The organism is Streptomyces sp. NPDC006384 (assembly GCF_042870695.1).
Classification (GTDB): domain Bacteria; phylum Actinomycetota; class Actinomycetes; order Streptomycetales; family Streptomycetaceae; genus Streptomyces.
In genome coordinates this window covers 168,974-189,180 of sequence record NZ_JBIAHR010000010.1, presented here as the reverse complement: position 1 = coordinate 189,180, position 20,207 = coordinate 168,974, and the positions used below count along the sequence as shown (strand labels likewise).

Annotated in this window: 18 protein-coding genes; 12 read left to right on the top strand and 6 right to left on the bottom strand. The window is 74.9% G+C overall.

Going from position 1 to position 20,207, the window contains the following annotated elements:
* The first annotated feature begins 274 nt into the window (after nucleotides 1-274).
* Nucleotides 275-1,546, top strand: a complete 1,272-nt coding sequence (locus ACFYOJ_RS16250) for a YncE family protein (RefSeq protein WP_356557078.1) — start codon at nucleotides 275-277, stop codon at nucleotides 1,544-1,546.
* On the opposite strand, the gene ACFYOJ_RS16245 is transcribed toward ACFYOJ_RS16250, so the two are convergent.
* From ACFYOJ_RS16245 to ACFYOJ_RS16235, 3 genes are all read right to left on the bottom strand, one after another.
* Nucleotides 1,543-2,118: a metallophosphoesterase gene (locus ACFYOJ_RS16245; RefSeq protein WP_356557077.1), complete on the bottom strand. Its 576-nt coding sequence runs from the start codon at nucleotides 2,116-2,118 to the stop codon at nucleotides 1,543-1,545. The genes ACFYOJ_RS16250 and ACFYOJ_RS16245 overlap by 4 nt on opposite strands.
* Before the next feature lie 95 nt (nucleotides 2,119-2,213).
* Nucleotides 2,214-2,393, bottom strand: coding sequence for a hypothetical protein (locus ACFYOJ_RS16240; RefSeq protein WP_356557076.1), 180 nt, complete (start codon nucleotides 2,391-2,393; stop codon nucleotides 2,214-2,216).
* 297 nt (nucleotides 2,394-2,690) lie between these two features.
* Nucleotides 2,691-5,132 carry a SpoIIE family protein phosphatase gene (locus tag ACFYOJ_RS16235; RefSeq protein WP_356557075.1) on the bottom strand — a complete coding sequence of 814 codons (2,442 nt, stop codon included), beginning with the start codon at nucleotides 5,130-5,132 and terminating at the stop codon, nucleotides 2,691-2,693.
* A gap of 649 nt (nucleotides 5,133-5,781) precedes the next feature.
* Between ACFYOJ_RS16235 and ACFYOJ_RS16230 the strand changes: the two genes are divergently transcribed.
* The 9 genes from ACFYOJ_RS16230 (at nucleotide 5,782) to ACFYOJ_RS16190 (ending at nucleotide 15,337) form a co-directional block, all read left to right on the top strand.
* Nucleotides 5,782-5,997: a type A2 lantipeptide gene (locus tag ACFYOJ_RS16230; RefSeq protein ID WP_356557074.1), complete on the top strand. Its 216-nt coding sequence runs from the start codon at nucleotides 5,782-5,784 to the stop codon at nucleotides 5,995-5,997.
* A 129-nt stretch (nucleotides 5,998-6,126) separates the two neighbouring features.
* A complete protein-coding gene (locus ACFYOJ_RS16225; RefSeq protein WP_356557073.1) occupies nucleotides 6,127-6,933 on the top strand; it encodes an HlyD family efflux transporter periplasmic adaptor subunit in 807 nt (268 codons plus the stop codon).
* Nucleotides 6,934-7,037: 104 nt separating this feature from the next.
* Nucleotides 7,038-9,155: an NHLP family bacteriocin export ABC transporter peptidase/permease/ATPase subunit gene (locus ACFYOJ_RS16220; protein ID WP_388597140.1), complete on the top strand. Its 2,118-nt coding sequence runs from the start codon at nucleotides 7,038-7,040 to the stop codon at nucleotides 9,153-9,155.
* Nucleotide 9,156: 1 nt separating this feature from the next.
* A complete protein-coding gene (locus tag ACFYOJ_RS16215; RefSeq protein ID WP_356557071.1) occupies nucleotides 9,157-12,018 on the top strand; it encodes an NHLP bacteriocin export ABC transporter permease/ATPase subunit in 2,862 nt (953 codons plus the stop codon).
* A 55-nt stretch (nucleotides 12,019-12,073) separates the two neighbouring features.
* Nucleotides 12,074-13,084 carry a Ppx/GppA family phosphatase gene (locus tag ACFYOJ_RS16210; protein ID WP_356557070.1) on the top strand — a complete coding sequence of 337 codons (1,011 nt, stop codon included), beginning with the start codon at nucleotides 12,074-12,076 and terminating at the stop codon, nucleotides 13,082-13,084.
* Nucleotides 13,085-13,169: 85 nt separating this feature from the next.
* Nucleotides 13,170-13,346, top strand: coding sequence for a hypothetical protein (locus ACFYOJ_RS16205; protein ID WP_356557069.1), 177 nt, complete (start codon nucleotides 13,170-13,172; stop codon nucleotides 13,344-13,346).
* 55 nt (nucleotides 13,347-13,401) lie between these two features.
* Nucleotides 13,402-14,433 (top strand): iron-containing redox enzyme family protein, encoded by a 1,032-nt coding sequence (locus tag ACFYOJ_RS16200; RefSeq protein ID WP_356557068.1) that lies wholly within the window; start codon nucleotides 13,402-13,404, stop codon nucleotides 14,431-14,433.
* A gap of 30 nt (nucleotides 14,434-14,463) precedes the next feature.
* On the top strand, nucleotides 14,464-15,108 hold the full coding sequence (locus ACFYOJ_RS16195; RefSeq protein ID WP_356557067.1) for a HemK2/MTQ2 family protein methyltransferase: 645 nt from the start codon (nucleotides 14,464-14,466) through the stop codon (nucleotides 15,106-15,108).
* The gene (locus tag ACFYOJ_RS16190; protein ID WP_356557066.1) at nucleotides 15,089-15,337 is read left to right on the top strand and encodes a CDGSH iron-sulfur domain-containing protein; all 249 of its coding nucleotides are present in this window, start codon (nucleotides 15,089-15,091) and stop codon (nucleotides 15,335-15,337) included. The genes ACFYOJ_RS16195 and ACFYOJ_RS16190 overlap by 20 nt, the downstream gene beginning before the upstream one ends.
* 50 nt (nucleotides 15,338-15,387) lie before the next feature.
* Here ACFYOJ_RS16190 and ACFYOJ_RS16185 read toward each other — a convergent pair whose 3' ends face one another.
* The 3 genes from ACFYOJ_RS16185 to ACFYOJ_RS16175 form a co-directional block, all read right to left on the bottom strand.
* Complete coding sequence (locus tag ACFYOJ_RS16185; RefSeq protein WP_356557065.1) at nucleotides 15,388-15,993, bottom strand: class I SAM-dependent methyltransferase; 606 nt, start codon at nucleotides 15,991-15,993, stop codon at nucleotides 15,388-15,390.
* A 67-nt stretch (nucleotides 15,994-16,060) separates the two neighbouring features.
* Nucleotides 16,061-16,438, bottom strand: coding sequence for a toxin Doc (locus ACFYOJ_RS16180; protein ID WP_356557064.1), 378 nt, complete (start codon nucleotides 16,436-16,438; stop codon nucleotides 16,061-16,063).
* A gap of 3 nt (nucleotides 16,439-16,441) precedes the next feature.
* Nucleotides 16,442-16,690 carry a hypothetical protein gene (locus ACFYOJ_RS16175; RefSeq protein WP_356557063.1) on the bottom strand — a complete coding sequence of 83 codons (249 nt, stop codon included), beginning with the start codon at nucleotides 16,688-16,690 and terminating at the stop codon, nucleotides 16,442-16,444.
* A 304-nt stretch (nucleotides 16,691-16,994) separates the two neighbouring features.
* Here ACFYOJ_RS16175 and ACFYOJ_RS16170 point away from each other — a divergent pair, with 304 nt between their 5' ends.
* Both ACFYOJ_RS16170 and ACFYOJ_RS16165 read left to right on the top strand, forming a co-directional pair.
* Entirely contained in the window at nucleotides 16,995-19,373 is a 2,379-nt protein-coding gene (locus ACFYOJ_RS16170) for a SpoIIE family protein phosphatase (protein WP_356557062.1), read from the top strand.
* Nucleotides 19,374-19,482: 109 nt separating this feature from the next.
* On the top strand, nucleotides 19,483-20,187 hold the full coding sequence (locus ACFYOJ_RS16165) for a DUF4232 domain-containing protein (protein WP_356557061.1): 705 nt from the start codon (nucleotides 19,483-19,485) through the stop codon (nucleotides 20,185-20,187).
* Nucleotides 20,188-20,207 lie beyond the last annotated feature (20 nt).

The following is a 20,207-nucleotide window of genomic DNA, read 5'->3' as shown; positions in this document are numbered from 1 at the left end:
AGCCCGCCGGCGGCGACGACACCTCGCGCGGAGACCGTGCCCTCACCGACGGCGGCACGCCGCCGAAGACGGGTGGGCGAGCGTCCTCGCCCGTCGGGAGCAGTGCCTCCCCGGCGCCAATTTTGTCGTGTACACGGTCTTGCGGGGAGGGGTGGCCCTTCCTTACTTTTCAGTAGGTTCACTCCGGAAGCGGCTCCGGTCGAACGCCGCCCGCGCCACCGTGTCATCGCGCCCGGTCCTCTGCTCCACCCCCGTCCTCCAAGGAGAGAGCAGCATGCCTGCCTTCAGAACCAGGCACCTTTGCTCCGTGGCCGCCGCCCTCGCGCTCACCGTCGCCGCTCCCGCGACCTCGACCGCGACCGCCGCCACCGCGTCCCCGGACACCCCCGCCGCGCTGCGCGAGGTGATGTTCGTCGGCAACAACTGGGACGGCACCGCCGACGTCATCCGCTCCACCGGCGACTTCGCGAGGATCGGCCGGATCGACGTCATCCCGGACAGGAAACAGCGGATGGCCGAGATCAACGCCGATCCGGTCCGGTGGATCTACTTCCAGGCCATCCGCAACAGCGTCGGCGAGGGCCACGACCAGTTCGTCGACGACATGTACTCGACGCCGGACGGGAGGTCGGTCGTCGTCTCCCGGCCGAGCTTCGCGGACGTCGTGTCCATCGACCTCGCCACCGGGCGGATCAACTGGCGTTTCCCCGTGTCGGGTCACCGCTCCGACCACATGGCCGTCTCGCCGGACGGCACCCGTGTCGCGGTGTCGGCCTCCACGTCCGGCACCGTGCACGTGCTGGACATCGGCACGGGCCGGCAGCTCGGCTCCTTCCGCACGGGGGACAAGCCGCACGAGAACATCTTCACCAAGGACGGCAAGTACCTCTGGAACATGTCCATCGGCGAGGTCAACACCGCGCTCGACGCCCCCTGGCTGGACTGGACGAAGGGCGACCGGCGCATCACCGTCGTGGACGCGACGACGTTCCGGCAGGTCAGGGTCATCGACATGCGCGAGCGTCTCGACGCGATCGGTCTGGGCGAGCACTCCGACGCCGTGCGTCCCGCCGTGTTCTCGCCCGACGAGTCCAAGCTGTACTTCCAGGTCTCCTTCTTCAACGGCTTCTTCGAGTACGACCTCGCCACCGACCGGATCACCCGGACCAAGACCCTGCCGAAGAACCCCGCCACCAGCGAGGACCGCACCACCTGGGTCAACGACTCACGGCACCACGGCCTGTCCATGAGCCCGGACGGCGCCAGGATCTGCGTCGCGGGGACGATGGACGACTACGCGACGGTCGTCGACCGTACGACCCTGGAGGAGGGCCCGCTGGTCCCGGCCGCCAAGCCCTACTGGGCCACGGTCAGCGGCGACGGCACCCACTGCGTGGTCTCCGAGAGCGGCGCCGACCAGGTCACCGCCATCGACTTCGCGACCGGCGAGAAGTCGGTCTCCGTACCGGTCGGCGACCATCCGCAGCGTGTCCGGCTCGGCCATGTCACGGCCGGCTGGACCGGGCCGTCGGGCGAAGCCGGCTAGCGCCTCTCGTCCGGATCAGGCCGGGCTCCCGGGCCCCGCTCCCTGCCCCGGCCTGATCCGGACGAAAGAGCCTGACGCCGCGGCAGGCGGTGCAGTTCGACGTCCCGCAGGGCGCCGCCGTCGGCGGTGGCCGTCATGTACGTGCAGTACGGCATGCGGCGGCGGTCGGTCGGAGAGCCGGGGTTGAGCAACCGCATGCCGGTGTCCGCCGTCGTGTCCCAGGGGATGTGGCTGTGTCCGAAGACCAGCACGTCGAGGCCGGGGAAGCGGGCGGCGCAGCGTGCCTCCCGGCCCGCGGCGGCGCCCGTCTCGTGGACGACGCCGAAGCGCAGGCCGCCGAGCTCGGCGTACGCCACCTCGGGCAGCCGGGCGCGCAGGCCGGGGCCGTCGTTGTTGCCGTGCACCGCGACGAGTCGCCGGCTGCGCTCCTCCAGGAGGTCGAGGGTGTCCGTGTCGACCCAGTCGCCCGCGTGCAGGACGACGTCGGCGCGCGGGATCTCCGCCAGCAGGAGCGCGGGCAGTTCCCGGGCCCGCTTGGGGACGTGGGTGTCGGACATGATCAGCAGGCGCACGGGCACCACCTGTTCGCGAGGGGAGCGGGCCCGGACACGGGCCGCGCCGGCACGATGGCCGGCGCTCGGCGTTCTCGGTCGCGGGGTGCGGTGTGTCAGTCCTCGCCCCGGACGATGTTCGACTCCTGGCCCGCCCGCGGCGCGTGCGGGGTGTCGCCGTCCTCGACGGCCGGCACCCAGGTGCGCGGGGCGCCCTTGCCGCGCAGACGGCGGGCTCGGGACCAGCCGGTCTCCGGGCGGCGGACAGCGGGTTTCTCGCTGGTGTCCGCGGTCACGAGGCATCATCTTCCTTCTGTGTCCGGTGCCGTTCCCCTCCGGGTCCCCGGGCGCGCGCCGGTGAAACGGGCGTGCGCCGTCCTCACGGATCGGGCCGGGCCACGCCGGTGCCGCCCGGCGCCGGGCCCGGGTCGCGTTCCACGGCCAGGTCGCCAGGGCGACGACGGTCACCGGGGCGCGGTCGGTGACCGGTCCGCGCGGCCGGCCGCCCTCCGTCACCAGGACGGCTCCGAGGTCCTGGTCACGCATGACGCGGGACGGTGCGGAACGGCGTCCGGCAGACGGGCCCGGTGGCCTCAGCGGCTCAGCGCGATCTCGCTCCACACCTGCTTGCCGCCGCTGACCGGCAGCGTCCCCCACGTGGCCGACACCGCCTCGACCAACAGGATGCCGCGCCCGCCGGTGGCCTCCCAGCCGACGCCGGCCGGCCTGGCGGGCGTACGCGGCGACGCGTCGGCGACCGCGACGCGCAGCCGGCCGCCCACCAGGGTGAGATCGAGGCGGACGGCGCCGTCGGTGTGCACCAGGGCGTTGGTGACCAGTTCGGAGACGACGAGGAGCACGGCGTCGGTGTCGGCCGCCGGCACGTCCCAGGAGCGCAGGGTGCGGTGGGTGAAGCGGCGGGCGTGCCGGACGGCCTCGGGCAGCCGCCACACCGTCCAGGTCTCGCGCAGCGGGTGCGTGTCCATGCCGTCGTAGCGCACCAGCAGCAGCGCGACGTCGTCGCTGCGGCGGGCGTTGCCGAGCAGGCCGTCGGCGACGAGGCCGAGGTCGGCGGGGTCGGAGACGGCGAGCGCGTGTGCGAAGCGGTCCATGCCCTCGTCGATGTCGGCGTCGGCGGACTCCACGAGCCCGTCGGTGGTGAGGGCGATGAGGGTGCCGGGGCGCAGCGGCAGGGGGCTCATCGGGAAGTCAGCCTGCGTCATCACGCCGAGCGGCGGGCCGCCCTCCGCCTCCGCGATCTCCGTGGTGCCGTCGGGGTGGCGCAGCACCGGCGGCAGATGTCCCGCGCGGACGCACCAGGCGGAGCCCTCCTCCATGTCGAGGTCGACGTAGGCGCAGGTGGCGAAGAGGTCGGTGCCCATGTCGGTCAGCAGGCGGTTGGCCCGGGAGACGACGACGTCGGGCGGGTGGCCCTCGACGGCGTAGGCGCGCAGGGCGGTGCGCATCTGGCCCATGAGGGTGGCGGCGCCGGCGCTGTGGCCCTGGACGTCGCCGATGACGAGGGCGACGTGGTGGTCGGGCAGCGGGATGACGTCGTACCAGTCGCCGCCGAGTTCCAGTCCGGCGGTGCTGGGCAGGTAGCGGGCGACGGCGACCGCGCCGGGCAGCTCCGGCAGGCGGCGCGGGAGGAGCTGGCGCTGGAGCATGCCGACGAGTTCGTGCTCGGCGTCGAAGGCGCGGGCGCGCATCAGGGCCTGCCCGGCGAGGCCGGCGGAGGCGGTGAGCAGGGCGCGCTCGTCGGGGCCGAAGTCGTGCGGGGAGTCCCAGCCGATCAGGCAGACGCCGGCGGTGCGGCCCGCGGCCTGCAGGGGCAGGACGGCCAGGCCGCCGGGGCCGACGCCGGCGAGCGCCGGTTCCAGCTCGGTGCCGGCAGGCCGGATCCGGGCGCGGCCCTCGCGCAGCGCGGCGGCGAGGGTGGGCATGGCGCGGACGGGGGCGTCGGGCCACTCGGTGCGCCACTCCTGCCGCCACAGCTCGGGCCAGGAGTCCGGTTCGGGCGGGTCGAGGACGGTGGCGACGAGCCGGTCGTTCTCCAGCTCGGCCAGGGCGATCCGGTCGGCGCGCAGCGGTCTGCGCAGGGCGGCGACCACGGCCCGGCCGACGTCCCGGACGGTGCCCGCGGTGGCCAGGTCCGCGGCCAGGCGCTGGACGCGGGCGACGTCGGTCACGTCGGGGCGCAGGGTGGAGGCGTCGGCGACGGTGCCGACGAGGCGGGCGGGCCGGCCGTCGCCGCCGGGCAGCAGACGGCCGCGCAGCTGCAGCCACTTCGGCGGGCCGGTGGGCTGCAGCACCCGGAACTCCAGCTCCCGGTCGCCGATGGTCATGTGGTCGGCCTCGACCACGGACATCAGGGAGGGCAGGTCCTCGGGCACGGTCAGGCCGAGCAGCGTCTCGACCTTGCCGTCGAAGTCGGCCGGGGTGAGGGCGAACAGTCTCAGGATCTCGTCGCCGACCTCGACCCGGCCGGTGTCCATGGCCAGCCGGAAGGCGTCCGGGCGCAGTTCCCGGGCCTCGGTGGCGGCGGCCGGGGCGGGCCCGACGACGGCCTCGGCGACCAGCTCCAGACAGGCCCGGTCCTCGGCGTCGAAGCCCGCCGGCCGTTCGGTGAGTGCGAGCAGGCAGCCGCCGTCGCCCGGTACGGGCAGGGCGGCGAGGGAGAAGCCGCTGGAGGGGACGCGGCGCGACTCGGCGGAGTCTGCGAACTCCTCGGGGTCCAGCCACACCGGCGCCCCGCCGCGGCAGGCGTCGGCGACCGGGGAGCCGCCGGCCGCCGGGTAGCTGTCGCGCACGCCGTACAGGGTCCTCGGGGCGCCGGCGGACTCGGCGAGGCAGAGCAGGTCGCGGTCCTCGCCCGGCGTGTACACGGCGACGAACGCGGCGCCGGCGAACACGAGGGCCTGTTCCAGCACACGGCGCAGTCGCTCCGCCGGGTCCGGGAGGGCGGTGAGCATCTTCAGGGCACCCTCGGCACGCGGCGTTCTCGTCCCGTGTCCCGCGGCGCCCTCACTGACCACGTCGCCATTACAGCGCGTACGGGGCGGCCGCGCAGCCCCTGCGACCGGGGAAGCTGCGCCGGTCCGCGCGCCGGACCGCGCGCCGGTCCGCCGGGAGGGCGGCGCGCGGCCGGGAGGGCGGCGCGCGGCCGGGAGGGCGGCGTCCGGGGCGGCGGAACCCCCGCGCCGTTCCCCCTCACCCCGTCGGCACGCTCCGTGAGCGCACGGATACCTCCCGTGCCGTACACGTAGCGGAATCCCCGCTTCAGCGAATCTGCACACCGGCTGCCCAACCCGGTCACCCCGGTTGGCCGATCTCCACAACCGCGAGGTGCCCCGCACGCCTTTGGGGCGGGAGTGCCGGATTCGCCGCCGCGCGGGCAAGAGGCCTTGCGGGGTGATGCGGTGGCGGGTGTGGAGAAGTCGCCGTGAAGAGGTGTGCGCGCCTGCACGGTTGGGCGCCTCGGCCTCGCAACTTCCCAGGTGAGAGGGGTGATTGATTGGAAGGGCGGACCGGCGGCGTGCTTTGATCCATCGCACCGCGGGGGCCGCGGAGGGCTCCGGAAAGGGGCGCCCGGCCGCCCGTGGCCGCGACCGTCGTCCGTCCCCGGAAGGGGCCGGAGAGGATCGCTCCCCCTTGTGAACTGGCTATACGAAGGGAAGTTCCATCATGAACTCCACCCCCCAGGTCGAGACCGCCGAGATCTCCGACGCCGAGCTCGACGCCGTCTCCGGCGGCCTGAGCGTGAACGCCGTCGGCACCGTCACCGGCCTGGTGGACGGCATCGCCCCGGTCTCGGGCCTGCTCAACACCGCCGTCGGCACCGTCGAGGGTGTCACCGGCCTGAACACGGCCCCGGTCACGGGCCTGGTCGCCGGTCTCTGACCGCGTCCCCGTGCCGCCGGGTCCCGGAGCCGTACCCCCGGCTCCGGGGCCCGGCCGCGGTTCCCCACCGCTCCCCGCCGCTCCCCCTTCCCCGCCCGCTCCTCCTCGCTCTTCCGGGACACCTCCGACGTGCAGTTCCGCCAACAGGCCCTCGCCAGACTCCGGTCGCCGGAGGAGATCGACCTTCCGGTGCGTCTCGCCCGCCCGCAGGGCTGGCTGGTGCTGTCCGTGACCGTCGTCGCGATGGCCGCCGCGTCCGTGTGGGCGGTGACGGGGTCGGTCGCCTCCACGGTCGAGGCGCCCGCCGTCCTCACCCACGGGCAGGGCTCCTACGTCCTGCAGAGTCCGGTGTCCGGCCAGGTCACCGCGGTCCTCGCCCGCCAGGGCGAACGGCTGGCGGCCGGCTCCCCCGTGCTGAGGGTCCGTACGGGCGAGGGCGACACCGTCGTCCGCTCGCTCGACGCCGGACGGGTCAGCGCGCTCGCCGCCGCCGTCGGACAGATCATCCGCACGGGCGCGGACGTCGCGTCGGTGGAGAAGGTCGCCCACGCCGACGACCCGCTCCGCGCCACCGTGTACGTCCCCGCGCAGAACGCCGCGTCCATCCCCGACGGCGCCCCCGTCGACCTGACCGTCCAGTCGGTGCCGGCCGAGGAGTACGGCGTGCTGCGCGGCCGTGTGGAGTCGGTGGACCGCTCGGTCCAGTCGGCGCGGTCGATCGGCGCGTTCCTCGGGGACGCGCGGCTCGGCGAGCGGTTCGCCGGGGAGGGCGCGCCGGTGGCCGTGACGGTCCGGCTGACCACCTCGAGGACCACGAGGAGCGGCTACGCGTGGTCGTCCGCGGACGGGCCGCCGTACGGCCTGACCTCCATGACGCTGGCCACGGGCTCCGTCCGGCTGGCCGACCGGCGTCCCGTCGACTGGCTGCTGCCGTGAGCGCCGCGACCGGCTCCCGCGGCGGACGCCGTGCCGCCCCGCGCAAGCGGCGCACCCTGCCCGGGAAGCGGGTGCGCGCGGTGCGCACGCCCACCGTGCTGCAGATGGAGGCCGTGGAGTGCGGCGCCGCCGCCCTCGCGATGGTGCTCGCCCACTACGGCCGGCACGTCCCGCTGGAGGAGCTGCGCATCGCGTGCGGTGTCTCCCGCGACGGTTCGCGCGCCGGCAACCTGCTGAAGGCGGCCCGCAGTTACGGGCTGACCGCCAAGGGCATGCAGATGGACCTGGCCGCCCTCGCCGGGATGAGGGCACCGGCCGTCCTGTTCTGGGAGTTCAACCACTACGTCGTCTACGACGGCATGGGCCGGCGCTTCGGCAGGCGCGGGGTGTTCGTCAACGACCCCGGCAAGGGACGCCGTTTCGTGCCCCTGGAGGAGTTCGACGGCAGTTTCACCGGCGTCGTGCTGACCATGGAGCCCGGCGAGGGCTTCGTCCGGGGCGGGCGCAGGCCGGGCGTGCTCGGCGCGATGCCGGCCCGGCTGCGCGGCACCGCGGGCACGCTGCCCGCCGCCGTGCTGGCGAGCCTGCTGCTGGTGGCGGTGGGCGCGGCGGTGCCCGCGCTCAGCCGTACCTACATCGACACGTTCCTGATCGGCGGGCAGACCTCGCCGCTGGGCGTGCTGTTCACGTCGATGGCGGCCTGTGTGCTGCTGACGGTGGTGCTGACCTGGCTCCAGCAGGCGAACCTGCTGCACGGCCGCATCATCTCCTCCACGCTCTCCAGCGCCCGTTTCCTGCGGCATCTGCTGCGGCTGCCGGTGACGTTCTTCTCGCAGCGCAGCCCGGCCGACCTGGTGCAGCGCCTCCAGTCCAACGACGCCGTCGCCGAGACCCTGGCCCGCGACCTCGCGGCGGCGGGCGTCGACGCGGTCGTCGTCGTGCTGTACGCGGTGCTGCTGTACACGTACGACCCCCAGCTCACGTTCGTCGGCATCGGCGTGGCGCTGCTGAACATCGTCGCGATGCGGGTCGTCGTCGGGCTGCGGGCGACGCGCACGGCGAAGCTGCGGGCGGACTCGGCCCGGCTGGCCGGCACGGCGTACACCGGTCTCCAGCTGATCGAGACGATGAAGGCGACCGGCGGGGAGGACGGCTACTTCCGCAAGTGGGCCGGGCAGCACGCCGTCACGCTGGAGGAGCAGCAGCGGCTCGGGGTGCCGGGCGCCTGGCTGGGGGTGGTCGCGCCGACGCTCGCCACGCTCAACAGCGCGCTGATCCTGTGGATCGGCGGCATGCGGGCGGTCGAGGGGCACCTCTCGGTCGGTCTGCTGGTCGCCTTCCAGGCGCTGGTCACCCGCTTCACGGCTCCGCTGACCCGGCTGAACGGCGTCGCGGGCCGCATCCAGGACTTCGCGGCCGACGTGGCCCGTCTGAAGGACGTGGAGAACTTCCGGGCCGACCCGCTGTACGGCCGTCCCGGCGACAGCGGTTCCACGCGCCGGCTGCGCGGACACGTCGAGCTGGAGAACGTCTCGTTCGGCTACAGCCCCCTAGACAAGCCGCTGCTGACCGGCTTCGACCTGACCGTCGGCCCGGGCCGGCAGGTGGCGCTGGTCGGCGGCTCGGGCAGCGGCAAGTCCACGGTGTCCCGGCTGATCTCCGGCCTGTACACCCCGTGGGAGGGCGTGATCCGCATCGACGGGCAGCGTCTGGAGGACATTCCGCGCGGGGCGCTGGCCTCGTCCGTCTCCTTCGTCGACCAGGACGTGTTCCTCTTCGAGGGCACGGTGCGCGACAACGTGGCGCTGTGGGACCCCTCGATCCCCGACGAGGCGGTGGTGGAGGCGCTCAGGGACGCCGCGCTGTACGACGTCGTGATGCGCCGGCCGGGCGGCATCCACAGCCGGGTCGAGCAGGACGGGCGCAACTTCTCCGGCGGGCAGCGCCAGCGCCTGGAGATCGCGCGGGCGCTGGTGCGCAGGCCCAGCATCCTGGTCCTGGACGAGGTGACCAGCGCGCTGGACGCGGAGACCGAGCTGGTGGTGATGGACAACCTGCGCCGGCGGGGCTGCGCGTGCGTGGTGATCGCGCACCGGCTGAGCACGGTGCGGGACAGCGACGAGATCGTCGTCCTGGAGCACGGCACGGTCGTGGAGCGCGGGCGGCACGAGGAACTGGTGGCGCGCGGCGGCGCCTACGCGGCGCTGGTCGAGGAGCGGTGAGATGACGACGGTCCACGAAGGGCGGGGCGATCTCGTCCTGGGCGCGCTCGGCTCCCTGGGCACGCGCGTCGACTGCGCCGGGCTCAACCGCCTCGGCCTGGAGGGCCCGCAGGTGCTCTGGCTGGTCGCCTCCGGCGCGGTGGACCTGTTCGCGGTGGACGCGGAGCAGGAGGGGCACTGGCACCACCTGGGCCGCCTGGAGGCGGGCACGGTGCTGCTCGGCCCGGTGACCGGCCCCCGGCACACCCTGGTCGCCCGCCCGCTGCGGGACTGCGTGCTGCACCGCATCGGGCTGCGCGAGCTGTACCGGCCGGCGCCCGCGCAGGGCTGGTCGTACGACGAGTACGGCGACCCCCGGTACGTGCCGCCGGCGACGAGCCCGCTGGAGTACGCCCTCGCCCTGGGCGTCGGGCGCGGCCTGTCCGTCCTCTTCCAGGCGCCGATGGCCGACGAACGGACGGCGGCGCCCGGGGGTCCCCCCGCGCGAGCGTGTTCGAGCGTGGGGGACGACGACGACGTGTTCTGGATGCAGGTCCCGCCGGGCAGCGTGCAGTACGGCGCGGTGTACGGCGACGAGGCCGCCGCCGACCTGCTGATGGACCCGGCGCTGTGGCAGAGCATGGTGGACCAGCAGTACCGGCTGCTGACCACGCTGGACCGCTGGATCGAGCAGCTGGAGCGCACCCACGAGACCCGTACGGCGGCCGGCATCGAGGCCGGTGAGGCGGTACGCGCCCGGGCCGACCGGACGCTGCTGGCCTCCATCGGCGGGCGCCCCGGCAGGCGCGTCACGGCCGCCGACGCGGACGCCACCTACGCGGCCTGCGAGCTGGTCGCCCGCGCGGCCGGGATCGCACTGGCGAAGCCGGACCACCACGGCGGCGGGGGCGACGACCGGCTCGACCCGGTGGAACGGATCGCCCTCGCCTCCCGGGTCCGCACCCGGACGGTGCGGCTCCAGGGCCGCTGGTGGCGGGAGGACATGGGGCCGCTGGTCGGCCACCGGGCGCTGTCGGGCGCGCCGGTGGCGCTGCTGTGGCGGCGCGGCGGCTATGTGGCCGTGCATCCGGCGACCGGCCGGGAGACCCCGGTCGGGAAGGCGAGGGCCGGGGAGTTCGAGCCGCGCGCGGTGATGTTCTACCGGCCGCTGCCCGAACACCGGCCGGGGCCGCTGGGGCTGCTGCGGTTCTGTCTGCGGGGCACGCGCCGCGACCTGGCGGGGCTGCTGCTCGCCGGTCTGGTGACCGTGGCGGTCGGCGCGCTGGTGCCGGTCGCGACCGGCAAGGTGCTCGGCGAGTTCGTGCCGAGGGCGCAGACCGGGCCGATCGCGCAGGTGTGTCTCGCGGTGATGGCCGGCGGTGTCGTCGCGGCGGCGTTCATGCTGATGCAGAACCTCACGATCCTGCGGCTGGAGGGCCGTGTCGAGGCCACCCTCCAGCCTGCCGTGTGGGACAGGCTGCTGCGGCTGCCGACGGCGTTCTTCAGCGGCCGTTCCACCGGCGAACTGGCGAGCGCGGCCATGGGTGTCAGCGCCGTCCGCGGTCTGCTCGCCGGGGTCGGTCCGACGGTGGCCCAGTCGGTGACCGTCGGTGTCGTGAACCTGGGGCTGCTGCTCTGGTACAGCGTGCCGATGGCGCTCGCGGCGATCGGCATGCTGGTGGTCGTCGCCGGGGTGTTCCTGGGGCTCGGTCTGTGGCAGGTGCGCTGGCAGCGGCGGCTGGTCAAGCTCACCAACAAGCTGAACAACCAGGCCTTCCAGACGCTGCGCGGACTGCCCAAGCTGCGGGTCGCGGCGGCCGAGAACTACGCGTACGCGGCCTGGGCGGAGCAGTTCGCGCGCAGCCGTGAGCTCCAGCGGCGGGCCGGGCGGATCAAGAACCTCAACGCGGTGCTCGGCGCGGTCCACCTGCCGCTGTGCACCCTGCTGATGTTCATGCTGCTGGCCGGCCCGGCGCGCGGCTCGATGCCGGCGGCGGACTTCCTCGCCTTCCACGCCTCGGTGACGATGCTGCTGACCTCGGTCACCCAGCTGACCGGCGCCTTCGTGTCGGCGGTGGCGGCACTGCCGCTGCTGGAGGAGATCAGGCCGGTGCTGGAGGCGACGCCGGAGGCGCGGACGGCGAGCGCCCGGCCGGGGCCGCTGTCCGGGGCGATCGAGGCGCGGCGGCTGTCGTTCCGCTACACCGACGACGGGCCGCTGGTCCTGGACGACGTGTCGTTCTCGGTGCGGCCGGGCGAGTTCGTGGCGATCGTGGGGCCCAGCGGCTGCGGCAAGTCGACCCTGCTGAGGCTGCTCATCGGCTTCGACCGCCCCCTGTCGGGCAGTGTCCTGTACGACGGCCAGGACCTGGCCGCCCTCGACCCGTCCGCCGTGCGCCGCCAGTGCGGGGTGGTGCTCCAGCACGCGCAGCCGTTCACCGGCTCGATCCTGGACGTCATCCGCGGCACCGAGCCGTACACGCCCGAGGAGGCGATGGCGGCGGCCGAGATGGCGGGGCTCGCGGAGGACATCGGGCGGATGCCGATGGGCCTGCACACCATCGTGTCGGACGGCGGGGCGGTCTCCGGCGGCCAGCGGCAGCGGCTGATGATCGCGCAGGCGCTGATCCGCCGGCCGCGCATCGTCTTCCTCGACGAGGCGACCAGCGCCCTGGACAACGCGACGCAGCGCACCGTGATCGAGTCGACCAAGGCCCTGCGCGCCACCCGGATCGTCATCGCGCACCGGCTGTCCACGGTGCTGGACGCCGACCGTGTGATCGTGCTGGAGGACGGCAGGATCGCCCAGCAGGGGACACCCGCCGAGCTGCTCGCGGACACGGGCGGCCGGCTGCACGAGCTGGTGCGGCGGCAGCTGGCCTGAGGGTCCGGCGCCCGGGCACTGTTGGAGCGGTCCGCGAGTGGGTACCAGCGCCTTCATGCGAATCAGCGTGGTGGATGTGGGGTCGAACACGGTCCGGCTGGTCGTGGCGGACGCGGAGGGCGGGGTCCCGCTGCCGGTCCACACGGCGAAGTGGCGGCTGCGGCTGTCCGAGCAGGTCCCGCCGGGCTCCCCGGTGCCCGGGGAGGCCCTGGAGCGGCTGGTGGCGGCGGTCGCCGACGCGAACCGGACCGCGGCCCGGTGGGGCGCGGCCGAACCGCTGGCCTTCGCGACCGCCGTGGTGCGTGCCGCCCCGAACCGCCAGGAGGTGCTGCGCACCGTCCGCGACCGCACCGGGGTCGCCCTGTGCACGCTGCCGGGCGAGGTGGAGGCCGAGCTGACGTTCCTCGGGGCCCGGCGCTGGATGGGCTGGCGCTCGGGGCCGCTCGCCCTGCTGGACATCGGCGGCGGGACGTTCGAGGTGGCCTTCGGCCGCGGCCGGCTGCCCGACTTCGTGGCGTCGCTGCCGCTGGGGGCGGGGCGGCTGACCCACGAGTTCCTCGCCGGCGGTGAGGAGCCGCCGCACCCGGAGCAGCTGCGGGCGCTGCGCCGCGGGGTCCGCCACCAGCTGCGGGACGTGGCGGCGCGGATCCGCTGGGAGGGTCCGCGCACCGCGGTGGCCGCCTCGCGCACCTTCCAGCAGCTCGGCCGGCTGTGCGGGGCCCTGCCCGGCCGGCACGGGCCCTTCGAGGAACGGCGGATGACCTGCGCGGATCTCAGGCGGGCGGTCGACCGGCTGGCCGTCCTGTCCGCCGCCGAGCGGGCCCGCCTGCCGGGCATCTCCGCGCCGCGCTCCGCGCAGAGCCTGGCCGGCGCGGTGGTGGGGCACACGGCGATGAAGCTGACCGGGCTGGAGTCCGTGACGCTGTGCCCCTGGGGGATCCGGGAGGGGATCATGCTGCGCCACATCGAGGACGGCCCGTCCTGGTGGGCCGAGTTCGCCCGCGGCGGCGGCGAGCCCGCCGTCCCCGGCCCGGTGCCCCTGCGCATCGCGGCCGGGTCGCGCTGACGCACCGCCGGACTCCAACCGGGCCGGACCCGGTGACGACAGAACCGGGTGACGACACCGAACCGCACGAGAGAAGGAGCACTCCGTGACCCACGACGACCGGAACCAGAAGCCGCCCGAGACGGCCATCGACGAGGTCCTGCGCGAGATCGAGGAGGCCAGGCCCCGCGACGCGGAGTCGGACGAGGACCCGCGCCGCGGCGAGGCCGGGGACGCCACCTCGCCCGACCCCGGCGCCCAGAAGGACGCCGAGGGAGAGTGACACGGTGCTCCGCGCGGCCGGGGGTGCCACGGCTCCGCCCGGGTACCCGCGTCGCATGGAGAACGTCCGCGAAGAACCACAGCTGCCGACGGCCCGGGGCCCGCTCTCCGCGGCCGTCGGCGCGTATCTGCTCGGCACGGGTCCGCTGCCTGACCCGGAGGACGCCGCCGTCGCGCAGCCCTACGGCGACGACCTGCAGCTCGCCCTGTACCAGTGCTACGAGCTGCACTACCGCGGCTTCGCCGGGGTGACTCCCGGCCTGGAGTGGGACCCCGGCCTGCTGCGCGTCCGGGCGGCGCTGGAGGACCGCTTCCTGTCCGCGCTGCGCGCCGACACGCCCGTCCACGACAGCGTGGAGGAGGCGGTCGGGGCGCTGCTCGTCGAGCCCGTCGACGGCGAGGGCGTCAGCCATTTCCTGCGGGACGAGGGCGAGTTGTGGCAGTTGCGGGAGTACGCGGCCCAGCGCTCCCTGTACCACCTCAAGGAGGCCGATCCGCACGCCTGGGTGCTGCCGCGACTGTGGGGCCGCGCGAAGGCGGCGATGGCGGCGGTGGAGTTCGACGAGTACGGCGGCGGCCGCGCCGACCGGGTGCACGCCCGCCTGTTCGCCGACCTGATGACGGACCTGGGTCTGGACACGGCGTACGGGCGGTATCTGGACGCGGGCTCGGCCGAGTGTCTGGCGACGGTGAACATGATGTCGCTGTTCGGTCTGCACCGGGCGCTGCGCGGGGCCCTGGTCGGGCACTTCGCGGCCGTCGAGATCACCTCCTCCCCCGGTTCCCGGCGGCTCGCCCGGGCGATGCGCCGCACCGGTGCCGGGCCCGCCGCCGAACACTTCTACGACGAGCACGTGGAGGCCGACGCGGTGCACGAGCAGATCGTGCGGCACGAGGTGATCGGCGGTCTGCTGGAGCAGGAACCGCACCTCGCGGCGGACGTCGTCTTCGGCATCGACGCCACCGGCCTCCTGGAGGACCGCTTCGGCGGCCGGCTGCTCGCCGACTGGCGGGCCGGCCGCTCGTCCCTGCGCACCCCCCTCGCCCACGCGGCCCGTGCTCCTCACGAGGCCTCCCATGTTCCGTGACGAGCGGGGTACGCGGGTTCCGTGGATTTCATGGTGCTTCCGGGCGTCTACGCCCCTCAGGAGGACACCGCCCTGCTGATCGGGGCGCTGTCCGACGAGTCGCTGCCACCGGGCGCGGCCGTGCTCGACGTGGGGACCGGCTCGGGCGCCCTGGCGCTGGCCGCGGCCCGGCGCGGCTGCCGGGTCACCGCGGTGGACGTGTCCCGGCGCGCCGTGTGGGCGGCCCGGCTGAACGCCGCACGGGCCGGGGTGCGCCTCAGGGTCCGGCGCGGCAACCTGTTCACCCCCGTGCGGGGCGAGACGTTCGACCTCGTCCTCGCCAATCCTCCCTACGTCCCGGCGCCGGCCGCCGGGCGCCGGCCGCGCGGCGCGGCGCGGGCCTGGGACGCCGGTCACGACGGCCGGCTGGTCCTGGACCGGATCTGCCGCGAGGTGCCGGCGCTGCTGCGGCCCGGCGGGGTGCTGCTGCTGGTGCAGTCCGCGCTCAGCGACCCGGAGCTCACGGTCGCGTGTCTGCGGGCGGCCGGTCTGAAGGCGGCGGTGAGCCGGCGCCGGCGGATCGCCTTCGGGCCCGTGCTGCGCGGCCGGGAGCGCTGGCTGCGGCAGCGTGGCCTGCTGTCCCTTGCCGACAACGAGGAAGAGCTGGTGGTCGTCCGTGCCGAACTCCCCGTCTGACCGGCAGCCCCGCCGGATCACCGTCCAGCGGCGCGGGCCGATGCTGGTGGAGGGCCCCGTGGAGGTCGAGCTGGAGGACGGGACGACGGTGTCCTCGGACCGCTTCCGGGTCGCCCTGTGCACCTGCCGGCGCAGCCGCCGCTACCCCTGGTGCGACACCAGTCACCGCGCCCGGTCGTCCGGCCCGGGCGACGGTCCGGCGGACGGCGGGCCCGCGGCCGGGGACTGAGCGCCGCCGGGGCGAACGGCGGCGGGGCGCCGGGCCCGGGCGGGGGCGTCTCAGCGGCGGTGGACGCTGACCGCGTATCCGCCGCCGTCGTACGGGTCGGCGTCCCAGGTGGCGAAGCGGTCGGTGAGCGTGAGGCCGGCCGCGGCGCAGAAGGCGTCGTACTCCGCCAGGGTGAGGCCGGGCGGCACGGGGAGATGGTCCCGGTCCAGGCCGAACCCGGCGACGAGCAGGCCGCCCGGGCGCAGTGCCCGGGCCAGCGCGGCGGCGACGGCGGGCTCGGTGCCCGGGGCGAGGAGCGGGAAGACGTTGCCCGCGGCGACGACGAGGTCGAAGCCGGCGGCGATGCCCGCGGCGGCCGGGTCGAACTCCGCGAGGTCGGCCTGCAGCCAGGTCAGTCCGGGCGCGTTCCGGCGGGCCACCTCCAGCATGGAGGCGTCCTGGTCCACGCCCACTCCGTCGTGTCCGAGCCGGGCGAGCTCGATCAGGACCCGTCCGGTGCCGCAGCCGGCGTCCAGCACGCGTGCCCCGGGAGGCATCAGCGCGGCGCAGAACCGTGCCTCGCCGTGCACGTCCTGCCCCTGTTCGGCGAGTTCCGCGAAACGGGCGGCGTACCGCTCGCCGGAACCGCCGCCGGTCAGCTGCTCCCATCGGTTCATGTCGGCAAGCCTATGTCCGGCCGCCGGGAGGGAACCGGGCGGGGACCGGCGGCGCCCGGGGAGCGGCTCAGATCTGCCAGGAACGCAGCCGGTCGGCCGCCCCGTAGACGTCGGCGTCGCCGGTGAGCAGGTCGCGGGCGAGGTCGACGAGGGCGCCGTAGGGCGGGTCGATGCCGACGCCGCTGGCGAACATGTACGCCACCGCCGTCGCGCAGGCGAAACGGGCGTTGGCCGACGGCAGGGGCCGGAGCACGGCGAGGGTGTGCAGCAGGGCGGCGGCCCGCCAGGCGGGGTCGGAGTCCACCCCGAGGCGGGGCGGGTCGACCCGGTGCCGGGCGACGGCCGCGACCAGCGCGGAGAAGTCGTTGATCGTGGGCTGCTCCGGCAGCACCTCCTCGTGTCGCTGGAGCAGCCAGGGCACGTCGATGTGCAGAAGGGGTGCCATGGGTCAGGCGGCCCGCCCCTCGCTCCGGGCGTGCGGTGGTTCGTCGTCGGGGAAGGCGGCGGCGAATTCGTCGGCGTGGGCGGTGAAGAACCGGCGGAACGCCTCCGCGCCCTCCTGAAGTGCCCGGTGCCGGGCGATGTCGGCGGCGGCGGCCTCCCGCACGAGCGCCTTCATCGACGTACCGCGTTCCTTGGCGATCTGCCGCAGGTCCTCGAGCTCGCGGTCGCTGAACTCCACGTTCAGAGCTGGCATGCCTCCCACGGTACCGCTCGGGTACTGAACCGTAAATAGACGCAGGTCAGACGTGTGGTACGGGGGTACCGCAGGGTTGGCGGCAAGGGATCCTGGGCTCACAGGCACCGGCGTCGCGCCGGGCGGGGACGCCGGGGGCGCGGAAAGCCCTTCCCGCCTCGGGGCGGCCCACCGGTGCGCCGGTGCGCGCCCCCGGAGGGCTCCGTGAGCCCGGTGGTTCGGGTCCGCGGGCGGCCCGGACGCACTAGGCTGGGACGCAGGTGACGCGGTGTTCACTGTGGGTGTGCGCAATGGAGTGACGAGGATGAGTCCGGTCAACCCGTACGACGATGCCGCCACGGCGCGCGCCGTCGTCGACGACTCCGGCACACTGCGGGAGTGGAACGAGGGCGCGCGCCTGCTGCTGGGCCACCGGGCCGCGGACGTCGTGGGACGCCCCGCCGCCGACCTGCTGGCCGACGGCGCCGAACGTCCGGCTCCCGGCCTCGGTGAGGACCGGTGGAGCGGCACGCTGAAGCTGCGCCACCGCGACGGGCACACGGTGTCCGTCTGGCTGCTGGCGCGCCGCAGACCCCCCGAGAACGGCGGCCCGGGCACGTGGCTCGCCGTCACCCCCCTGGACGACGGCCCCGAACCGTCGGACGACCTGCTGACCAGAGCCGCCCTGGCCCAGTCGCCGTGCGCCACGATGATCTTCGACGACCGGCTCCGGCTGCGCGGCGTCAACGACGCCATGGCACGGCTGGTCGGCCTCCCCCCGGACCGCATCCGCGGCCTGCGGGCGACGGACCTCGGCGCCCGGCGCCAGACCGCCGAACTCGAGGAGCACATGCGGCAGGTGCTCGCCACCGGCGAGGGCCACGACATGCACACGCACCTCAAGGCCCCCGGTGAGAGCCGCGCCCACGCCTGGCTGGCCCGCATCGCCCCCCTCACCGGCGACGACGGCCGGGTGCGCGGCGTCTGCGTGAGCGCCCACGACTTCACCGAGCAGCACCTCGCCCGGGAACGGCTGCAGCTGGTCAACGAGGCCAGTGTGCGCATCGGCACCACGCTCGACGTCACCCGCACCGCGCAGGAACTGGCCGACGTGTGCGTCCCGGCGCTCGCCGACTTCGTCAGCGTCGATCTGCTGGACCCGCAGGAGAACGGCGGCGAGCCCGTCGCCGCGCCCACGCCGCCCGTCACCCTGCGCAGGGCGGCGCACCAGTCGGTCAACCCGGGCTGCCCGGAGGCGGTCGCCGAGCCGGGCCGGCTGGACGTCTACCCGGCGACGTCCCCGCAGGCCGAGTGCCTGGTCGCGGGGCACGCGATCGTCGCCGCCGTGCCCAGCGGCGACCTGGAGGTGTGGCGGCAGTGGGATCCCGTCCGCGTCGGGCGGGTCGAGGAGTACGGCATCCACTCCACGATGTCCGTGCCGCTGCAGGCGCGCGGCGCGACCCTGGGCGTCGCGGTCTTCACCAGGTTCCGGCACCCCGACGCGTTCACCCACGACGACGTGCTGCTGGCCGAGGAGGTCAGTGCCCGCGCCGCCGTCTGCATCGACAACGCCCGCCGGTACTCCCGCGAGCGTGAGACGACCTTGACCCTGCAGCGCAGCCTGCTCCCCCGGTGGCTGCCGCCCACCGCGGCGCTGGAGGCCGCCTCCCGTTATCTGCCCGCCGCCCGTTCCGGGGTCGGCGGCGACTGGTTCGACATCATCCCCCTGTCGGGGATGCGGGTCGCGCTGGTCGTCGGGGACGTCGTCGGCCAGGGCATCCAGGCCTCGGCCACCATGGGCCGGCTGCGCACCGCCGTGCGCACCCTCGCCGACATCGACCTGACCCCCGAGGAGCTCCTCACGCACCTGGACGACCTCGTCGTCCGGCTGTCGGAGGAGTCCGGCGGCGACGGCACGGGCGAGCTCGGCGCCACCTGTCTGTACGCGGTGTACGACCCGGTGTCGCGGCGCTGCTCCCTGGCCCGGGCCGGGCATCCGCTGCCCGTTCTGATGCCGCCGGACGGGCCGCCCCGGCAGGTCGCGCTGCCGTCGGGTCCGCCGCTGGGCGTGGGCGGCCTGCCCTTCGAGTCCGCCGAGCTGGAACTGCCCGAGGGCAGCGTGCTGGCGTTCTACACCGACGGGCTGGTCAAGAGCGGGGAGCGGGACGCCGACGCGGGCCAGGCTCTGCTGCGCGAGACGCTGGCCCTCCCCGCCGACTCCCTGGAGGCGGCCTGCGACCGGGTGCTGCACGCGCTGCTCCCGTCCGGCGGGTCCTCCGACGACGTGGCGCTGCTGCTGGCCCGTACCCGGGGGCTGCCCGCCGGTCAGGTCGCCACCTGGGACATCCCGGCCGACCCGTCGCTGGTCGCGCCGGTCCGCAAGCAGGTCGTCGACCAGTTGTCCGCATGGGCGCTGCTGGAGGCCTCCTTCACCGCCGAGCTGGTGGTGAGCGAGCTGGTCACCAACGCCATCCGGTACGGGGCGCCGCCCATCCGGCTGCGGCTGATCCACGACGCGACGACGCTGATCTGCGAGGTCTCCGACACCAGTCACACCGCGCCGCACCTGCGGCGGGCCAAGACCTGGGACGAGGGCGGGCGCGGCCTGCTGCTGGTGGCCCAGCTCACCCAGCGCTGGGGCAGCCGGCACACCGCCGAGGGCAAGACCATCTGGGCGGAGCTGGCGCTGGTCGAGGAGGAGTGAGCCGCGGTTTCCCGCCCGCCGCGGCGGGACACCCGAAGGCGCAGGGCGTGCGGTCCGGCGCCTCTGCCGGAAGTCGTGCGCGACGAACCCACGGGAGTGTGGAGAAGCGATGGCGAAGACGAACCGGCCCGCAGGCCGTACGGCCCTGCTGGCGAGCGCGGTGGCGGTGCTCGGCCTGCTGACCGCCTGCGGCACCGACGACGGCACGGCGAGCGCGACACCGTCCGGGCAGGCCGACTCCGCTGCCGCCGCCCCCGGCAGCAGCGCGCCCGCGCCCCGTGACACCGGCGGCGGGCCGACGGCCGGCACCACACCCGACGACACCGCTCCTGACGGCACCGCCGGCACCGCGTCCGGTGACAGCGCCGGATCCGCGTCCGCCTCGGCGCGCGCCGAGGGGCGCTGCCGCGCCTTTGAGCTGCGCGCCTCGGTCGGCCGCGTCGACCCGGGCGCCGGACAGCGCAACTTCCCGGTCGTGCTGACCAACACCTCCGCGCGCACCTGCACGCTGTACGGCTTCCCGGGCGCCGCGTTCGTGGACGCGTCCGGCGAGCAGCTCGGCCCGGACCCCGAGCGTGCCCCCGCGTCGCCGCGGAAGGTCACGCTGGAACCGGGCGGGAGCGCGTGGGCCGGGCTGTCGTTCTCCAGCCCGCAGATCAGCGGCGCCCGCACCGCCACCCCGGCGGCGCTGCTCGTGACGCCGCCGGACGAACGGGAGTCGCTCACGGTGAGGTGGACCGCCGGTGAGGTGCCGGTGGGCGGCAACGCGTCGTCGGTGACGGTCACCGCCCTGGAGGCCGGGACCGGCCCCTGAGTCCCTGCCCCCCCTGAGCC

What these genes read in the sequence shown, in the direction of transcription:
- ACFYOJ_RS16250 (WP_356557078.1), top strand. Translation starts at nt 275, where the DNA reads ATGCCTGCCTTCAGAACCAGGCACCTTTGCTCCGTGGCCGCCGCCCTC.
- ACFYOJ_RS16230 (WP_356557074.1), top strand. Translation starts at nt 5,782, where the DNA reads ATGAACTCCACCCCCCAGGTCGAGACCGCCGAGATCTCCGACGCCGAG.
- ACFYOJ_RS16220 (WP_388597140.1), top strand. Translation starts at nt 7,038, where the DNA reads ATGGAGGCCGTGGAGTGCGGCGCCGCCGCCCTCGCGATGGTGCTCGCC.
- ACFYOJ_RS16215 (WP_356557071.1), top strand. Translation starts at nt 9,157, where the DNA reads ATGACGACGGTCCACGAAGGGCGGGGCGATCTCGTCCTGGGCGCGCTC.
- ACFYOJ_RS16210 (WP_356557070.1), top strand. Translation starts at nt 12,074, where the DNA reads ATGCGAATCAGCGTGGTGGATGTGGGGTCGAACACGGTCCGGCTGGTC.
- ACFYOJ_RS16200 (WP_356557068.1), top strand. Translation starts at nt 13,402, where the DNA reads ATGGAGAACGTCCGCGAAGAACCACAGCTGCCGACGGCCCGGGGCCCG.
- ACFYOJ_RS16195 (WP_356557067.1), top strand. Translation starts at nt 14,464, where the DNA reads ATGGTGCTTCCGGGCGTCTACGCCCCTCAGGAGGACACCGCCCTGCTG.
- ACFYOJ_RS16185 (WP_356557065.1), bottom strand. Translation starts at nt 15,993, where the DNA reads ATGAACCGATGGGAGCAGCTGACCGGCGGCGGTTCCGGCGAGCGGTAC.
- ACFYOJ_RS16180 (WP_356557064.1), bottom strand. Translation starts at nt 16,438, where the DNA reads ATGGCACCCCTTCTGCACATCGACGTGCCCTGGCTGCTCCAGCGACAC.
- ACFYOJ_RS16175 (WP_356557063.1), bottom strand. Translation starts at nt 16,690, where the DNA reads ATGCCAGCTCTGAACGTGGAGTTCAGCGACCGCGAGCTCGAGGACCTG.
- ACFYOJ_RS16170 (WP_356557062.1), top strand. Translation starts at nt 16,995, where the DNA reads ATGAGTCCGGTCAACCCGTACGACGATGCCGCCACGGCGCGCGCCGTC.
- ACFYOJ_RS16165 (WP_356557061.1), top strand. Translation starts at nt 19,483, where the DNA reads ATGGCGAAGACGAACCGGCCCGCAGGCCGTACGGCCCTGCTGGCGAGC.